This window comes from Hymenobacter jejuensis, assembly GCF_006337165.1.
Taxonomy (GTDB): domain Bacteria; phylum Bacteroidota; class Bacteroidia; order Cytophagales; family Hymenobacteraceae; genus Hymenobacter; species Hymenobacter jejuensis.
Map to the genome: position 1 here is coordinate 2,071,202 of NZ_CP040896.1, position 15,068 is coordinate 2,086,269.

Below are 15,068 nucleotides of genomic sequence, written 5' to 3' on the forward strand. Positions count from 1 at the left end.
TTGTGCACGTTTACTTTTCTGCTAGTGCTCCTAATAGTGTTTTAGGTAAATAATTGATAATTAATTAGTTATACCAAAACGCTATTCCGTCCATGGGTACAAGTCCGGGGGCATGTGTTCGTCGGCGTGGGTAGGCAAGGGATGAAGCGCGCGAGTTTTGTCGATGAACATAAACGCATCGTAACGCTCGAGCATGACAGACGGCACGTAACTGCCAAAGCGCTCAAATTCAGGCCGGTATACTACCCCGATGGCCCGATGACCTACTGGTTGCTGCAAATCGGGGTGTTGGCGCAACTCGTTGGAAAACAGCAGACCATTTTCGCCCTGAAGCTGGCTATGCAGCATCTCTTCCCAAGTGCCGCGCGGTGCCTGCGGCACGGGCATTACTTCGTAAGGAGCGCCCCATTTCTTTCCGGCAATCACGGAGCCCTCGTACGAGCCAAAGCCGACGGCGAACACGTTGTCGGGGCCATACGCCTCGCGGGCCAGCTGCCCGACATTTACCAGGCCTTCGCGGGCCATATTGGTGTAGCGCGCGTCGCCGATGTGGGTGTTGTGCTCCCACACAAGGGCCTTACTGTCAGGGCCATGCAAATCAAGAAGGCGCGTGAGGGTTTCCATCATGTGGCGGTCGCGCACGTTCCAAGAGGCCGAGCCACCCCGGATCATGGCGCGGTAATAGCGCTCGGCGTTCACGGCTACCAAGGCGTTTTGCTCCGCTGTGAACTCAGCTTCTCGGCTCAGCAGGCCGTCGGCGTGGCTGCTTGCTACTTGTTGCCGCAAGGCGCGCAGCATATCGGTTACTTCATCCTCGCAATCCTTTGATACAAAGGCTACTGCCTCGGCGTATTCCTGTGGGTCGTTGCCGTACGGCTCGAAGCAGCGAAAGGCACGGTGCGCGGCCTTCACGGCACCATCGCCCTGCTTTTCTACATAGTGCAGAATTTCCTGCAACGACTCCCAGAGGCTGTACACGTCCAGCCCATAAAAGCCAGCGCGGTGCTCGGGCGCCTGCTGGCGGTTGTGCAGATGCAGCCATTCTATTAGGGCCGCAATTTCCCAATTGCCCCACATCCAAGTGGGCCAGCGGTTGAACGTCTGGAGCAGGCGCGAAGGGGAGTCGTAGTTTTTGTGGTCCTGCTTGATGGCGGCATTTACCTCAAAGCAATCGGGCCAGTCGCCTTCCACAGCGATAAACTGGAAGCCCTTTTCCTGAATCAACCGCCGGGACAAGGCCGTGCGCCAAGTGTAGTACTCGGAAGTGCCGTGCGAAGCCTCGCCCAGCAGCACCACCCGGGCGTCGCCGATGGCAGCCAGTACCGGATCGAGGTCGGCGGCCGTGCGCAGCGGATGGGTAGGAAGCAGCATGGTCACGGTTGAGTTAGGGTGGTGCCCAAACAGAGAAGTGCGTCGCAACTAGGTCGCAACGCACTTCCAATCAAGGTAGTAAAGCCTATTTGTGGCCTTTTACCAGATTTTTGCCGAGGTCTTCTACTTTCTTCAGAAACTCGTCGGTTTCTGTATCAGCATATACGCCGTAAGCGGTTGATATAGTGCCTTTTACGCCGTCCGATGCTTCAATGGCGTACAGAATAGACATGTCATCGGGATCGCTTTCGCCTTCGAAGCGGTAAAAATCGACAATGGTCACGTCTTCGGGGCCGTAGGTTGTGGTGTTGGCGTCGTCGCCAATAGTGTGCAAACGACCGTCTACGACGTTGAAATCTGCGGTAAAGCCGTCTTTCGTGAGCTTATTTTCGACGTTCACGAGGGAGCGTTCTTCTTCTTTGTCTTGCATCGTAGTAGGGTTTTGTCGGTTGGTGAGAAGGGGCGGAAGGGCGCAAAAAAACAAGCCCCCGCCCAGCTATACGCAGCCGGGACGGGGGTAGGTTGTCTGAATTCAAAAGCCGCGACGCGGCCGGTTATTTTGCGTTGGCCTGAACAGCCGCCTTTTCAATGGTGCGTTGCAGCCGATCGACGTCGATGGCCCCGCAGGCGCCGCCACAGCCTTTTGGACAGGCGCCCTCGCTCTTGCCAAAAAACGACCGCCAGAAGATGCGGCCGACGTAAAACGCCGCGGCCGTAAATAGCACAGCGATAATGAAATACTGAATTTCGGCGGAGGTGAGGGTCAGGAGCATGACAAAAGCAAAACTACGGCGAGCCGGGAAAAGTTTAAGCCTACCAGTACTTCCGAATCGTGTCCTGCAACTGATTGTGTAGCAGGGTGTTACTAGCCACTACTTCGCGGCCGAAAATTGGGTCGCCGTCCTCGGTAAACTGCGTAACGCGGCCCCCAGCTTCCAGCACCAGCAGTATGCCGGCGGCCACGTCGTAGGAGTTGATGTTGAACTCGAAATAGGCGTCGAAGCGGCCTGCGGCCACATAGGCCAGGTCGAGCGCGGCCGAACCCACCCGGCGAATGCCTTGCGTGTTCTGCATGAAAGAACTCAGAATCTGTAGGTAGCCGTCGAGCTTATCGAATTTGTAGTACGGGAAACCCGTGGCAATCAGTGAGTCATGCAAATCGTCGGTGGCCGAAACCCGGATGGGCTTCTCGTTGCAGAACGCACCCGCGCCGCGCGCCGCGCGGAAGCATTCGTCTTGGTTGATTTCGTACACCACCCCGATCACCAGCTCCTGCCGTTGCATCAGCGCCACGCTCACGCAGTATGCCGGCTGGCCGTGGATGAAATTGGTGGTGCCGTCGAGTGGGTCAATGATCCAGTTGAGGTCTTCGGCGCGCACGGCGCCTTCGGTGCCTTCTTCGGTGATGAAGCCTGCTTCGGGCAGCAACTGCCGCAGCGCATCGACCAGCATTTTCTCGCTTTGCTTGTCGACGTACGAAACCATGTCGTGCAAGCCTTTCGACTGCACGCGGCTGAGGTCAAAATTGGCCGCCTCCTGGCGAATAAACTGACCCGCCTGGCGGGCAATATCAGCTACCTGAAAACTGAGGTGGTTGAAATCCATGAAGTTATGTTAGAGTTCGCGTCCTTCGGCTGGGCTTAGCAGCACAGGCTTGAATTAAGTTTGTGTGTTTTAGGCAACCTTAACAAACCGGCGCACGAGCGTAAACGCCAGCAGCAACACGGCCAGCACTTGCATTGCGGGGCCGATCAGCTCGCCGTGGCGGGCGTAAAAGGTGAGTTCGGTGTTGAGGTGTACCGGGTAGCGGCGGGCCGTCTGAATCCACCAGCCAGTCTGGGTGATGATGTGGCCGGTTTGATCGATGAAGCCCGAAATGCCGGTGTTGGCCGAGCGGGCAATGTCGCGGCGGGTTTCGATGGCGCGCAAGGTGGCGTATTGCAAGTGCTGCAAGTGCCCCGGCGAATCGCTCCACCAGCCGTCGTTGGTGATGATGCCGATAAGCGTGGCACCGTTGCGCACGTATTCGGCCACAAAATCAGAATACACTGACTCATAGCAGATTACGGGTGCCACGCGCAAGTCCGGAGTCTTGGTATTAAACACCGTCCGTTCCGCTTGGCTGCCGTAGCTGCCAACTGTGCCGCCCAGGTCGATGTTGGCGATGAGCTTGGTCAGGGCCACCGGTACTTTTTCGACGCCTGGTACCAGCCGCGATTTGTGGTAGAAAACCGGCGGTCCTACCGGGCCCGGCAAGAAGGCCGCCGTATTGAACACGTCATAATACCCCAAGTCGTCGCGGAAGCGAGCCGTGGGCGACGCGGTTTCTTTGCTAGGATAGCTCTGCAAACTCGTAACCCCAGTAATAAGCTCTAAGCCAGCGTGTTGCTGCAAGAAATTGCGAACGCGCTGCACCTTGGGGTTGCTGTCGAAGATGTTCTCCCAATAAGGTTCGTCGAGAGCCGTTTCGGGCCACATGACGAGCTTGGTCTGGGGCGTGAGGTTTTTCTCAGTGATCTGAATCAGACGCGAAAGCTGCTCGTCGTAGGGAATGAAGTTGGCTTTGCCCTCAAACTTCTCTTGGTACGGGTCGATATTCGGCTGAATGACAAGCACTTCAGCCGTTTTGCCTTTCTCCTGATAGTTTGCCCCGATGCTTTTGGAAAGCATAACAGGCAACAGAATCGCCAAGAAGGGCAGCCACCTCAGGCGCATTATCTGCACCCGGCTTAGCTCTGGCGCGGAAGGCTGCTTGGTGGCTAAGTATTTTGTCAAAGAATTGAAAACCAGCAAATTAACTACCCATATCCAGAGCGAGCCGCCCAGAAAGCCGGTGTATTCGTACCACTGCACCCATTGGTTGGCTTGGGCAAAACCGTTGCCGAGCGTGAGCCAGGGCCAGGTCAGGTCCCAGTGCAGGTGAAGCTGCTCAAACGCGATCCAGTACACCGGCAACGACAGGTAGCCGATCGTGGGCCCGGCCAGGCGTTTGGTGTGGTAGAAGGCCATTATGGGCAGGCACATCAGCAGGGCGTTGAGCACCACGGCGGCGATGCCGCCGCCTACCGTGCTGTAGCTTACCCACCACGTCGTGAAGGCATTCCAGAGCACGAGCATGAGGTAGGTGTAGCGAAACACCTTCCAGCCACTAGCACCGCGACTGACAAGTAGCTGTTCCATACGCAGATACGGAACGAAAGCAACCAGCAGGAGCAAGGCAAATAAGGCCGAGTGTACGGGCCAGCCCAGCCAGAGCAACCCCGCGCTCAGTAGCGCGAGCAGGCTGGGCGTCCAGTAGGCGAGGCGGGAAGCGGGGGCGATGGGGGGCGCGTCGACAACGACGGCGCTACTCCTGGTTTCCTTGAACGACGACAACGATTTCTCCTTTAATAGACGTACGGGCCGCAAACTGCGCCGCCAACTCGGCCAGCGTGCCGTTCACGGTTTCTTCGAATAGTTTGGTTAGCTCCCGGCTCACCGATGCCAACCGGTCGGGGCCCAGGGCCTCGGCCAGCTGCTCCAGCGTCTTGACGATGCGGTGCGGGGATTCGTAAAAAATCAACGTGCGGGTTTCGGTTGCGAGTTCGCGCAAGCGGGTTTGGCGGCCTTTTTTTACGGGCAGAAAACCCTCAAACACAAACCGTTCGGCCCCGAACCCCGACTTTAGCAAGGCCGGCACAAAAGCCGTCGCGCCCGGCAGACATTCTACGCCCAAGCCGCGGCCGAGGCACTCGCGCACCAGCAAAAAGCCCGGATCGGAAATGCCCGGCGTGCCCGCGTCCGATACCAGCGCCATGCGTTCGCCTTTTTCGAGGCGGTCGAGGACGCGGGCTACGGTTTGGTGCTCATTGTGAAGGTGATAGCTCAGCATCGGCTTCTTGAGGCCGAGGTGTTGCATCAGCCGGCCGCTGGTGCGGGTGTCCTCGGCCAGCACCGTATCGACCTCGCCCAGAATGCGAATGGCCCGTAAGGTGATATCTTCCAGGTTGCCGATGGGCGTAGGCACGAGGTACAGTACAGTATCAGGCATAGAGCAAAGGTAGCGGGCGCCGCCCGGACTTACAGCCGCTATCCAACGTGGTGCAGGGCTGCTACCCGGTCGATGGCTTCGGCGAGGCGATGATCGCGCTTGGTTACGGTATTGCCGGCATCATGGGTGCGCAGGCGGAACTCGACAAAGCCGTATTCGTTGGCCCACCACGGATGATGATCGAGGCGCTCGGCCTCCGCGGCCACGTCGGTCATGAAGGCAAAAGCCGTTTTGAAATCCGGAAAGCGGAAGCTGCGGGTAAGTGCATTGTCTTGCTGGGTCCACATGATGATTTGGTAATCAAATTGTTATGAAAGTTAGAATAAAATGCAGACGTTGAGATCGCCTCGCGGCGCTCTTAGTGAGGAGTATAGGGCGAGGTTGCTGCGGTAGAACAACCCAAATCCCCAAACCACAGTACACTTCTATACGACCCACCTAACTCCTTCTAAACGAGTCTTTCTAATGGCTATCGATCCTAATAACCGCCCTGTTCGCGTCATCAACGACGATACGACGAGCGAAGAATTTCAAGCCGGACACATCATTCCCGGCGCTAGTCCGCCCACTAACGAAGACGCCCGCGGCGGCTTCGGCAACCGCGACGGCAAGCAAGGCTACGGCACCGACAGCAGCGACGGCATCTCGGCCGTATCGGTGAACGAAGACGCCGACAAATCCGAACACCCGGCCGACAACATGCGCACCGCCGACGAAGGTGCCGACCAGCGCCCCAATCAGGACTTGCCCGCCGACGATGACATCGACGCCCGCCGCGTCGCGCCTATTATCGACGAACTGGAAGCCGATGACTTGCGGCCAACCGACGAAATGTCGGACCCCGATTCGCGGGTAGGTATGGGTCAGATGGAACAGCCGCAACCCAACGCTATCGACGTGGGTGCCACCCCCGAAACCAATGCCGATCTGCTGGACCGCAACGCGCAGGAATCCGGCATTGAGGTGTAAGTGATTAATTGTCAATTAGTTGTATTTTAACTTTAATTGCCACAGCCATGCCCTACAAGAGCAATAACACCAACCAGCAATCAAAGGAAAATCACGGCAGCCCCTCGCAGTCGGAGCAACCGAAAGGCGCCGGCAACCTGCCCGTCAACGATTTGGACGAACAAACCGAAGACCGGCTCGAACAGGAAGCCGCCGACGCACCGCAGCGGCACCCCAATCGCAATCTCGACAAGCCCGATATCGACAAGCCTACCTACTCTTAAGTAGCTGGCGCTGATCGTCAAAAAGCACCTGCCTTCAAATGCAGGTGCTTTTTGGTTTATAACGATTTTGCTTGCTGCCTGCTTTTTCGCTCCGCCCTGAATTTGGGTACTGCACGACGCAGTACGCTGCCCGCCCGCCGCTTTTCCACACCTTCCTTGCCATGGCCCGCTACGTCACTACCGATTTGCATGGGTGCTTGCTTTCCTTTCAGTGCGTGCTGGAAGAAGTACTTGCGCTAAAGCCCTCCGATGAGCTATATGTGCTCGGCGACTACGTCAACAAAGGGCCCGACAGCCGCGGCGTGCTCGACTACCTAATGCAACTGCCCGGCCGCGGCTTTCGGGTGCAGTGCCTGCGGGGCAACCACGATCAGGAGCTGCTGGACGCGGCTCGCGGGCGAGACAAGCTTACCTGGGCTTCGGCCGCCGATCGAAGGCTGACATTGCAGAGCTTCGGGGTGGAAGACGCCATTCAAATTCCGGAGCGCTACCTGCACTGGCTCGATGCGCTACCCTACCAGCTTGACTTACCGGATTTTGTGCTGGTGCACGCCGGCTTCAACTTTCGGCTGCCACCCGATAAGATGCGCACGGATTATCATACCATGCTCAACATCAAGGAGTTCGTGTTTGATGCTTCGCGTCTGCAAGGCAAGCGGCTTCTGCACGGACACGTACCGACGCCCACCGCCGAGGTGCAGCGCAGCGTGCGCACGAAGCAAGGTGCCATCAGCCTCGATACGGGCTGCGTATACCGCCACAACCCCGAGCTATCGCACCTGGCGATTCTCGAACTGGATGAATTTGCGTTGACATTGCAGCCCAACATCGAGCCACCTTACGAAATCGCAAGGCGTTGATCAATAAGGTGTTGTGGTGTTAATCGGCGTGGAATATCGGATCTTTCAGCAGGTGCTGCGCCGCCCGCCGATACGGATTGACGGAGTCGGAGGCCACGTTGCGGAGCATGCGCGAGGCTTCTTCTACCCGTTCTTCCTTCCAGGAGGCCATGCCCAAGTGGTAGCGAGCCCGCCCCGCCAACGGCGACTCGGACTGTTGGCTGACGCGCCGTAAAAATGGACGAGCCGCCGCCGCCTGGTTTTCGCGCAACAGAAAAATACCGTTGTAATACAGCAGCGTGTCCTGGCCAATGTTGTCGGTGGGGACGCGGCGCAGCGTGCCCAGCGCCGTAGAAAAATGTCCTTCGCGGTATTGGCGCATGGCTTCGGCCAGCAGCGGCCGCCGGTCGCCCTGCACAGTTACCTCGGGTAGGCCGGGGTCGGGCACGTAGTAGCGCGTCCAGGGGTCGTTGCCGCGGATGCCGGGGCGCGTCATCAGCCACACGCCCGCGATCAGCAACAAGGCACCGGCGGCAAGGATGCCCCAACGCTTCTGGGTGCTGCGTTTTCGGCGGCGCATTCGGGTTACGGCGCTTTGGCGCTGGTCGAGGCGTTGGTCGAGGGCCAGTAAGCGCTGCCGGAGTGTGGCGTGGCCTGCTACCCAACGCAGATCGGCGGTGAGTTGCTCGTAGATTTCGTAGGCGTGGCGCAGGTCAGCATCGTGACTCAGGCGTTCTTCGAAAGCCGCCTGCTCATCGTTCGACATCTGACCGTCGGCAAAGCGCTCTAGTTCTTCTATATAAGGGCGCAAATCAGCAGGCGGTATCATACGCGAAGGCCTAAGCACGGGGTAAAAACTTACCTGGTTACTCGTTCGGCGGTGAGGAGGGTGGCAAATTACGCAGAAACCACGGGTCGCTCACACCGAAGCCACTGCATCGGAGCGTGACAGCAGTTCGTAGAGCTTGCGCAGACAGTTGTTTTTCTGGATTCGCGCCACGTTGGCATTGGCATAACCCATTTTTCCCGCCATGGTTACAAAATTGTAGCCTCGGTAATAAAAAAACAGAAGCACTTGCTGCGAGTCGGCGCTGAGCTGCATAAAGGCTTGGAGCAGTTTCTGCCGCCGTTGCGCTTCGGCCTTGGGCAACACTTGCGCCTGCTGGATCACAAACGTCGTCGAGACCTGCTGGCGGGCCATGCCGTAGATGTAGGCGCGCAAATCAAGCGGCAACCGCGTGATCCGGCCATCCACTACCTGATCGTAGAAGTCGAGCAGCACTTCGCGAAGCAACTCGTGGGCGGCCGGCGACTGCAGGTTGTGGTGCTGACGGGCCCACCGCGCAAAGTGGTTGCGGTGCTGCTGGTAAAAGGTCAGGAGCAGCGATTGATCGCCCACTCGTAACTGGGTAAGGCTCTCGGCAAGTGGCTGATTCATAATTACTTAGCAATTAGCAATAAGCTGTGGCTGGCGAGGATGCGGACCGGAATAAAGAGCAATGTATTAAGAAGCACAAAGTAAATGGCAAAGGCTCAGGCAACCTACGAGCAAAAGGTAGGAAGGGGATGCAGCTTCTTAAGTTCATAAATGTTAATTGAACTACCTTTGGGATATGGAAACGAGCACCGCAACTCTCACGCAGGACACCGTCCTGTTCGATCTTATTCGCCAGGAAAACGAGCGTCAGACCCACGGCATCGAGCTGATTGCTTCCGAGAACTACGTCTCGGAGCAAGTCATGCGTGCCCAGGGTTCGGTGCTCACCAACAAATACGCCGAGGGGCTTCCGGGCAAGCGCTATTACGGGGGCTGCGAGATTGTAGACCAAGTCGAACAACTCGCCATCAACCGTGCCAAAGAACTCTTCGGGGTGGAATGGGTAAATGTGCAGCCGCACTCCGGTGCCCAGGCCAACGCAGCCGTGATGCTGGCCATTTTGCAGCCCGGCGACAAGATTTTGGGCTTTGACCTCTCGCATGGCGGCCACCTGACGCACGGCTCGCCGGTCAACTTTTCGGGCAAGCTCTACAAGCCTTCGTTTTATGGCGTGGAGCCCGAAACCGGCCTGATCGACTGGCAAAAAGTAAAAGAAACCGCCCGTCGTGAGCAGCCCAAGCTCATCATCTGCGGCGCCTCGGCCTACTCCCGCGACTGGGATTACAAAGCCCTACGCGAAGCCGCCGACGAAGTAGGGGCTTTGCTTCTGGCCGATATTTCGCACCCTGCAGGTCTGATTGCCAAAGGATTGCTGAACGATCCGTTTGCACACTGCCACATCGTGACGACCACTACCCACAAGACCCTGCGCGGACCGCGCGGCGGCCTGATCATGCTGGGCAAAGACTTCGACAATCCCTTCGGCCTCAAAACTCCGAAAGGCGAGCTACGCCCCATGTCGGCCCTGCTCGACTCGGGCGTGTTTCCGGGTACGCAGGGCGGCCCCCTGGAGCATGTGATTGCGGCAAAAGCGGTTGCGTTTGGCGAAGCCCTCAGCGACACGTACGCCGAGTACACGCAGCAAATCATCCGCAATGCGCAGGCGCTGGCCAAAGGCTTCACCGACCGCGGCTACCAGATTATTTCGGGCGGCACCGATAACCATTTGATGCTCATTGACTTGCGCAGCAAGGGCCTAACGGGCAAATTGGCTGAGAACACGCTGATCAAAGCCGACATCACCATCAACAAGAATATGGTGCCCTTCGACGATAAGTCGCCGTTCGTGACCTCGGGCATGCGCATCGGGTCGGCAGCCGTTACGACCCGCGGCCTGCGCGAAGCCGACATGGAGCGCATCGTCAGCTTCATCGACGACGTACTGATGCACCACGACGACGAAACTCACATCGGGCAGGTACGCCGGCAAGTGAACGAATGGATGCAGCAATATCCGTTGTTTAAAGGAGCCGAATAGTCAGGCACGGGGCAGGGCCACAACGCACCCTAGCGCACACACCGGCAACATCCGGGGATCGCTGGTTTACGTTTGTTCTCTAACTCCCTTCGACGCGGCTATCTGGCTCGTTACCTATTACTCAAGTAAACCTCTGTGGATCAGGCTCATATAGAACCCGAGCAGGCGCTCGGTGAAGCGCATGAAATGACGTTCATCGACCATCTGGAGGCCTTGCGGTGGCACATCATCCGCGCGGCCGTCTCGATTGTCGTGTTCACAACCGGGGCATTTTTTGCCAAGGACTTTCTTTTTCACGACCTCATTCTGGGGCCGTCGCGGCCCGATTTCTGGACTTATCGTATGTTCTGCAAGTTCGGTAACTGGATTGGCGCGCCCGACCTGTGCATGGATAAGATCGGGTTCGTGATCCAGAACCGCGAGATGAGCGGCCAGCTGACCATGCACATCAGCACGTCGTTTATGGTGGGCATCGTGCTGGCGTTTCCGTACACGTTCTGGGAACTCTGGCGCTTTGTGAAACCGGGCCTGTACCCGCACGAGCGGCAAAACTCGCAAGGGGCCGTGTTCTTTGTGTCGGTGCTGTTTATCCTGGGTTTGCTGTTTGGGTATTACATCGCGGCACCGCTGAGTATCAACTTCTTAGCCTCCTACACCGTCGATCCGACCATCGAGAACCAGATCGACATGCAGAGCTACATCAGCACGCTCACCACCATGTCGCTTTCGTGCGCTTTCGTGTTTGAGTTGCCCATGATCGTGTTCTTCCTGGCCAAAGCCGGCCTGATTACGCCCGAAATCATGCGCCTCTACCGCAAGCATGCCATCGTGGTTATTCTGGTGCTAGCTGCCATCATTACGCCGCCTGACGTTTCGGCCCAGATCATCGTGACCATCCCGATTCTGCTGCTTTACGAGTTGAGTATCAACATTGCTCGCATCGTAACGCGCAACAATCTGCAACGCCTCAACGCCGAGTTGGCGGCCAATAAAGGGCGTGCGTAGGGCACTCACTCCGATAACTAACGCATAAACCAAGCGGCCCTCCGGTGATTGATACGGCAGGGTCGCTTATTTTTGAGCCTAAACCTGACCATGATGAGCAACTCCCTCGCTATCGGTTCCGACCACGCCGGTTTCAAATACAAGGAAATGCTAGCCCAGTGGCTACGCGACAACGGCTACGAAGTGCAGGACTTTGGCACGTATTCCGCTGATTCTGTGGACTATCCTGATTTTGTACATCCGCTGGCCAACTCCATTACCGGGGGGCAGTTTGAGCGCGGTATTTTGGTTTGCGGTTCGGCCAATGGCGTGTGCATCACCGCCAACAAGCACAAGGGCATTCGGGCGGCTATCGCGTGGGCGCCCGAGTTGGCCACGCTGGCCCGCCAGCACAACGACGCCAACATCGTCTGTATTCCCGAGCGCTTCGTGAGCGAAGAAGCCGCCCGCGCCATCGTCAGCCAGTTTCTGAATACGCCCTTCGAAGGCGGCCGCCATCAAACCAGAGTCAGCAAGATTGATGGTTGATTAAATATATAATATGTTGATTGTCAAGAGATTATCTATTTAATCAACTGATAGACTTTTTCGTTGGCTGTCGGCTTATAGCGCCCGAAGATGCTGGGCACTTTGTACTGAAGTTCCGGCAGCAGACCCGCTTCGTCGATGAGGTAGTCGGGCGGATTGGGCGCGAAGTTGTAGGCCAGCCGAAATACCGCGGCATACTCATTCAGGTGCCCAAAATCCTTCTGGGCCAGCTGCCAGTCGAGGTATGGCGACGCCAGCCGGTTCTGCACGTAAGGCCGCCGGTCGGGCCCCAGCACAAGCAGCCGTTGTCCTTGCAGGGTAGCATAAATCGGGTTGGGCTGAATGGCGTAGTTGCGCTCGGAGGGCAGCTGCAACACCCCGTCGAGGTGCAGCACGTCGCGGTATCGGATCATGACCACAGTGCCCACCAGCACCAGCAACATTACCTCGGGTACCCATGCCCGCCGGGCTTTTTGCCAGAGAAATAGGCTGAAATATGTAAGCGGCGGCAGAAACAGCACGAGAGTGCCGGGGGCTGCTCCGCGGCCAGCCGCCGCCATCGCGAAGGCCACCAGCAGCCATACTAGCATGAGTTGCAAGAACTTAACCTGGAAAACCAGCCCCAGCGACGTAGTAAACGTGCGTCCCAACGCGAGCAAGAGCACCACGCCTGGCACGATCAGGAGCCGCAGCTGCAAGAACAGCGGCAAGCCATCGGCCCCCGCCACCACACCGCGCAGCACAGGCTGCAAGTGAAACTGCACAAAGCTGGGCAAGGCCTCGGCGTAAAGAAACAGCGTGGCCGCCACAGCGTACGGAAACAAAAAACCACATACCAGCAGCAAAAAGCTTCGGAAAGAATTGGCTGCGAAGATGATAACGGCAAACAATCCCACCAGCAGAAACAGCGCCAACGGCAAATAACAAAGCGCCGCCACCCCAATCAGAAAGCCCGCCCGAAACAGGCGCCGGTTGTCGTAGCCTTCGCGGGTGGTGGGCAGTAAAGCACTGAGCGACAAAATGATAAACGTATGGCCAATCAGGAGCGGCGACAAGATATCGAGGTCGAAGGTGAGGCTGGCCAGCAACAAGTAAGTGAGCGCGCCCACGAAGCCGCGCTCAGGATGCACGTCGGCGCGGTTGAGTACCACGTTTAGGCGCAGGGCTTGCAGAGCCAGAATGCCCAGCGCCAGCAGGCGATACAGCAGTAGCGGTCGGCTGGCAATCACATCGAGGGCACCAAACAGCACCGAGGCCAGCGGGGCGGTGCTGTCGTAGAGGTCGCGGTAGGGCAGGGCGCCTTCGTGCAGCCGCTCGCCCACGAGCAATGCGTGTAGCTCGGCGGGCATCAGGGGCACGCCCAACCACAGCAGCGGCAACCGCAGGGCCAGCAGCAGCAATACCAGCAAAATAAGGCGGGAAGGAAGCGGGCTTTTGAAAAAACGAAGCAAAGCGGGAAGGCTTAGGAACGTAACAAGTCGGGAGACTGGCTTCGGCGGATGAAGTCGCGCGAGCAGCAAAGGTAGCAGCCTGTTACTGGAGCCAATACGTCTCGACCTGATGCCGCAGGCTGGTCGACTGATATTGTTGCAGCAGTGTAGGGGAAGGGTAGCATGGCGGCTCAATGACCTTCTGCTGGCGCCTCAGCACCACTCGCATGCCTGCGGCGTCGGGTCGGAAACCGTCAGTCTTGCGCCCAAGCTGCACGAAGTCGGTAAGTTCCCAAGTCCCTAAGCCCCCAACTGCTATCTTTGCCAATTCATATGGAAAGCAAACGACAGCAAAAAGTTGCCAGCCTCCTGCAGCAGGAACTGGCCGCCGTCTTTCAACGCGACTTGCCCCACCTGTTTCCGGGGCTGGCGCCCGGCATCAGCACGGTACGGGTGTCGCCGGATTTGGGCGTGGCCCGCGTGTACCTGAGCCTGCTCATTGCCGGCAATGCCGAAGGCATGCTGGCCGAGGTGCGCGACAACGCCAAAACCATTCGACTCGCCTTGGCCAAGCGGGTGCGGCAGCAGCTGCGCATTGTGCCGGACTTGGCCTTCTACCTCGACGACAGTGCGGCTTATGCCGCCCGCATGGATCAGGTGTTCAGCGGCTTAAACATCCCACCGTCGCAGCCGGAAGACCCCGACAAGGACCAGCCTGACTCGAAGCGCCCCAAACTTTTTGCCGACGAAGATGAGGAATAAGTGAATTGCCTTTTCGTGTGCAAATAATTGATTATCAATGTTTTACACACAGGGTCAATTCGCGATTCGTCCTTCATAACTCAACGTTTCCCTTTGTATTACGATCCGATTAAAAAGTCGCTGGGTGAGGTGTTTAACCGCACGCCGTGGCTGCGCCGCACGTTTTACGTGTTGCTCGATTTGTTGCTGTTGCGTACCTGGCACGTACACCGTGAGCTGCGGCAATGGGCCGCGGGGCGTACCAACGAGGCGCTCAACATCCTGGACGCCGGTTCTGGCTACGGCCAGTACACATACTGGCTGTCGGGGCTGAGCAAGAAATGGAACATCTTGGCCGTGGACGTGAAGGACGAGCAGATTGCCGACTCCAACCGCTTCTTCCGCCAGATCGGCCGCACCAACGTGCAGTTTGCCGTGCAGGACTTGGTGCTGTACCAAGAGCCCAACTCTTTCGACCTAGCCCTGTCGGTGGACGTGATGGAACATATTCTGGAAGACGTAGAGGTGTTTCGCAACATCCATGCTTCGCTGAAAGACGGCGGTATGTTGCTGATTTCCACCCCTTCCGACCAAGGTGGCTCCGATGTGCACGCCGACGGCGAAACCTCATTTATCGAAGAGCATGTGCGCGACGGCTACAACATCCACGAGATTCAGCAGAAGCTGCGCACGGCCGGTTTCGAGCGCATCGAAGCCCGCTATAGCTACGGCGAGCCCGGCCAGATTTCGTGGCGCCTAAGCATGAAATACCCGATTCTGATGCTGGGAGCCTCGAAGTGGTTTTTCGTGCTGCTGCCGTTTTATTACCTCGTGACGTTTCCGTTCTGCTTGATTCTGAACACATTGGATGCGCGCATGAAGCACGATTCCGGTACGGGCCTGATTGTAAAAGCCTGGAAATAGACCTTTCACGCTTAGCGGCGTATCTTGCTCTTGTGCTTCATTGGTGCATTCCC

Annotated in this window: 19 protein-coding genes; 8 read left to right on the plus strand and 11 right to left on the minus strand. The window is 57.6% G+C overall.

Going from position 1 to position 15,068, the window contains the following annotated elements:
- Positions 1–81: 81 nt before the first annotated feature.
- The 7 genes from FHG12_RS08430 to FHG12_RS08460 all read right to left on the minus strand — a co-directional run bounded on the left by FHG12_RS08430 (position 82) and on the right by FHG12_RS08460 (position 5,688).
- Positions 82–1,371, minus strand: coding sequence for an erythromycin esterase family protein (locus tag FHG12_RS08430; protein WP_139515311.1), 1,290 nt, complete (start codon positions 1,369–1,371; stop codon positions 82–84).
- An 85-nt stretch (positions 1,372–1,456) separates the two neighbouring features.
- Positions 1,457–1,801, minus strand: coding sequence for a hypothetical protein (locus FHG12_RS08435; RefSeq protein ID WP_139515312.1), 345 nt, complete (start codon positions 1,799–1,801; stop codon positions 1,457–1,459).
- Between the two features lie 124 nt (positions 1,802–1,925).
- On the minus strand, positions 1,926–2,144 hold the full coding sequence (locus FHG12_RS08440; RefSeq protein ID WP_139515313.1) for a FeoB-associated Cys-rich membrane protein: 219 nt from the start codon (positions 2,142–2,144) through the stop codon (positions 1,926–1,928).
- A 40-nt stretch (positions 2,145–2,184) separates the two neighbouring features.
- Positions 2,185–2,976: an inositol monophosphatase family protein gene (locus FHG12_RS08445; protein WP_139515314.1), complete on the minus strand. Its 792-nt coding sequence runs from the start codon at positions 2,974–2,976 to the stop codon at positions 2,185–2,187.
- A gap of 69 nt (positions 2,977–3,045) precedes the next feature.
- Positions 3,046–4,779 (minus strand): apolipoprotein N-acyltransferase, encoded by a 1,734-nt coding sequence (gene lnt / locus FHG12_RS08450; RefSeq protein WP_230471330.1) that lies wholly within the window; start codon positions 4,777–4,779, stop codon positions 3,046–3,048.
- On the minus strand, positions 4,718–5,401 hold the full coding sequence (gene rsmI, locus FHG12_RS08455; RefSeq protein ID WP_139515315.1) for a 16S rRNA (cytidine(1402)-2'-O)-methyltransferase: 684 nt from the start codon (positions 5,399–5,401) through the stop codon (positions 4,718–4,720). The genes lnt and rsmI overlap by 62 nt, the downstream gene beginning before the upstream one ends.
- Positions 5,402–5,439: 38 nt before the next feature.
- Positions 5,440–5,688, minus strand: coding sequence for a 4a-hydroxytetrahydrobiopterin dehydratase (locus FHG12_RS08460; RefSeq protein WP_139515316.1), 249 nt, complete (start codon positions 5,686–5,688; stop codon positions 5,440–5,442).
- A 178-nt stretch (positions 5,689–5,866) separates the two neighbouring features.
- Here FHG12_RS08460 and FHG12_RS08465 point away from each other — a divergent pair, with 178 nt between their 5' ends.
- From FHG12_RS08465 to FHG12_RS08475, 3 genes are all read left to right on the plus strand, one after another.
- Entirely contained in the window at positions 5,867–6,370 is a 504-nt protein-coding gene (locus tag FHG12_RS08465; RefSeq protein WP_139515317.1) for a hypothetical protein, read from the plus strand.
- Positions 6,371–6,417: 47 nt separating this feature from the next.
- A complete protein-coding gene (locus FHG12_RS08470) occupies positions 6,418–6,633 on the plus strand; it encodes a hypothetical protein (RefSeq protein WP_139515318.1) in 216 nt (71 codons plus the stop codon).
- 71 nt (positions 6,634–6,704) lie between these two features.
- A complete protein-coding gene (locus FHG12_RS08475; protein WP_139515319.1) occupies positions 6,705–7,493 on the plus strand; it encodes a metallophosphoesterase family protein in 789 nt (262 codons plus the stop codon).
- Positions 7,494–7,512: 19 nt separating this feature from the next.
- Here FHG12_RS08475 and FHG12_RS08480 read toward each other — a convergent pair whose 3' ends face one another.
- Together FHG12_RS08480 and FHG12_RS08485 are read right to left on the minus strand one after the other, a co-directional pair.
- Positions 7,513–8,301, minus strand: a complete 789-nt coding sequence (locus tag FHG12_RS08480; RefSeq protein ID WP_139515320.1) for a hypothetical protein — start codon at positions 8,299–8,301, stop codon at positions 7,513–7,515.
- 90 nt (positions 8,302–8,391) lie between these two features.
- Positions 8,392–8,910 (minus strand): RNA polymerase sigma factor, encoded by a 519-nt coding sequence (locus FHG12_RS08485; protein WP_139515321.1) that lies wholly within the window; start codon positions 8,908–8,910, stop codon positions 8,392–8,394.
- Positions 8,911–9,085: 175 nt separating this feature from the next.
- Here FHG12_RS08485 and FHG12_RS08490 point away from each other — a divergent pair, with 175 nt between their 5' ends.
- The 3 genes from FHG12_RS08490 to rpiB all read left to right on the plus strand — a co-directional run bounded on the left by FHG12_RS08490 (position 9,086) and on the right by rpiB (position 11,920).
- Entirely contained in the window at positions 9,086–10,387 is a 1,302-nt protein-coding gene (locus FHG12_RS08490; protein WP_139515322.1) for a serine hydroxymethyltransferase, read from the plus strand.
- A gap of 135 nt (positions 10,388–10,522) precedes the next feature.
- Entirely contained in the window at positions 10,523–11,392 is an 870-nt protein-coding gene (gene tatC, locus FHG12_RS08495) for a twin-arginine translocase subunit TatC (RefSeq protein ID WP_230471331.1), read from the plus strand.
- A 93-nt stretch (positions 11,393–11,485) separates the two neighbouring features.
- Entirely contained in the window at positions 11,486–11,920 is a 435-nt protein-coding gene (rpiB, locus tag FHG12_RS08500) for a ribose 5-phosphate isomerase B (protein WP_139517735.1), read from the plus strand.
- 35 nt (positions 11,921–11,955) lie between these two features.
- On the opposite strand, the gene FHG12_RS08505 is transcribed toward rpiB, so the two are convergent.
- Complete coding sequence (locus tag FHG12_RS08505; RefSeq protein WP_139515323.1) at positions 11,956–13,371, minus strand: hypothetical protein; 1,416 nt, start codon at positions 13,369–13,371, stop codon at positions 11,956–11,958.
- An 82-nt stretch (positions 13,372–13,453) separates the two neighbouring features.
- Positions 13,454–13,678, minus strand: coding sequence for a hypothetical protein (locus tag FHG12_RS08510; RefSeq protein WP_139515324.1), 225 nt, complete (start codon positions 13,676–13,678; stop codon positions 13,454–13,456).
- A gap of 5 nt (positions 13,679–13,683) precedes the next feature.
- Between FHG12_RS08510 and FHG12_RS08515 the strand changes: the two genes are divergently transcribed.
- Both FHG12_RS08515 and FHG12_RS08520 read left to right on the plus strand, forming a co-directional pair.
- On the plus strand, positions 13,684–14,112 hold the full coding sequence (locus FHG12_RS08515) for a ribosome-binding factor A (protein ID WP_139515325.1): 429 nt from the start codon (positions 13,684–13,686) through the stop codon (positions 14,110–14,112).
- Between the two features lie 93 nt (positions 14,113–14,205).
- Positions 14,206–15,015 (plus strand): class I SAM-dependent methyltransferase, encoded by an 810-nt coding sequence (locus FHG12_RS08520; RefSeq protein ID WP_139515326.1) that lies wholly within the window; start codon positions 14,206–14,208, stop codon positions 15,013–15,015.
- Positions 15,016–15,068 lie beyond the last annotated feature (53 nt).

Excerpts from the sequence above, each read along its gene's own strand:
- FHG12_RS08430 (WP_139515311.1), bottom strand. The coding sequence starts at position 1,371 with ATGCTGCTTCCTACCCATCCGCTGCGCACGGCCGCCGACCTCGATCCG.
- FHG12_RS08435 (WP_139515312.1), bottom strand. The coding sequence starts at position 1,801 with ATGCAAGACAAAGAAGAAGAACGCTCCCTCGTGAACGTCGAAAATAAG.
- FHG12_RS08440 (WP_139515313.1), bottom strand. The coding sequence starts at position 2,144 with ATGCTCCTGACCCTCACCTCCGCCGAAATTCAGTATTTCATTATCGCT.
- FHG12_RS08445 (WP_139515314.1), bottom strand. The coding sequence starts at position 2,976 with ATGGATTTCAACCACCTCAGTTTTCAGGTAGCTGATATTGCCCGCCAG.
- rsmI (WP_139515315.1), bottom strand. The coding sequence starts at position 5,401 with ATGCCTGATACTGTACTGTACCTCGTGCCTACGCCCATCGGCAACCTG.
- FHG12_RS08460 (WP_139515316.1), bottom strand. The coding sequence starts at position 5,688 with ATGTGGACCCAGCAAGACAATGCACTTACCCGCAGCTTCCGCTTTCCG.
- FHG12_RS08465 (WP_139515317.1), top strand. The coding sequence starts at position 5,867 with ATGGCTATCGATCCTAATAACCGCCCTGTTCGCGTCATCAACGACGAT.
- FHG12_RS08470 (WP_139515318.1), top strand. The coding sequence starts at position 6,418 with ATGCCCTACAAGAGCAATAACACCAACCAGCAATCAAAGGAAAATCAC.
- FHG12_RS08480 (WP_139515320.1), bottom strand. The coding sequence starts at position 8,301 with ATGATACCGCCTGCTGATTTGCGCCCTTATATAGAAGAACTAGAGCGC.
- FHG12_RS08485 (WP_139515321.1), bottom strand. The coding sequence starts at position 8,910 with ATGAATCAGCCACTTGCCGAGAGCCTTACCCAGTTACGAGTGGGCGAT.
- FHG12_RS08490 (WP_139515322.1), top strand. The coding sequence starts at position 9,086 with ATGGAAACGAGCACCGCAACTCTCACGCAGGACACCGTCCTGTTCGAT.
- rpiB (WP_139517735.1), top strand. The coding sequence starts at position 11,486 with ATGAGCAACTCCCTCGCTATCGGTTCCGACCACGCCGGTTTCAAATAC.
- FHG12_RS08515 (WP_139515325.1), top strand. The coding sequence starts at position 13,684 with ATGGAAAGCAAACGACAGCAAAAAGTTGCCAGCCTCCTGCAGCAGGAA.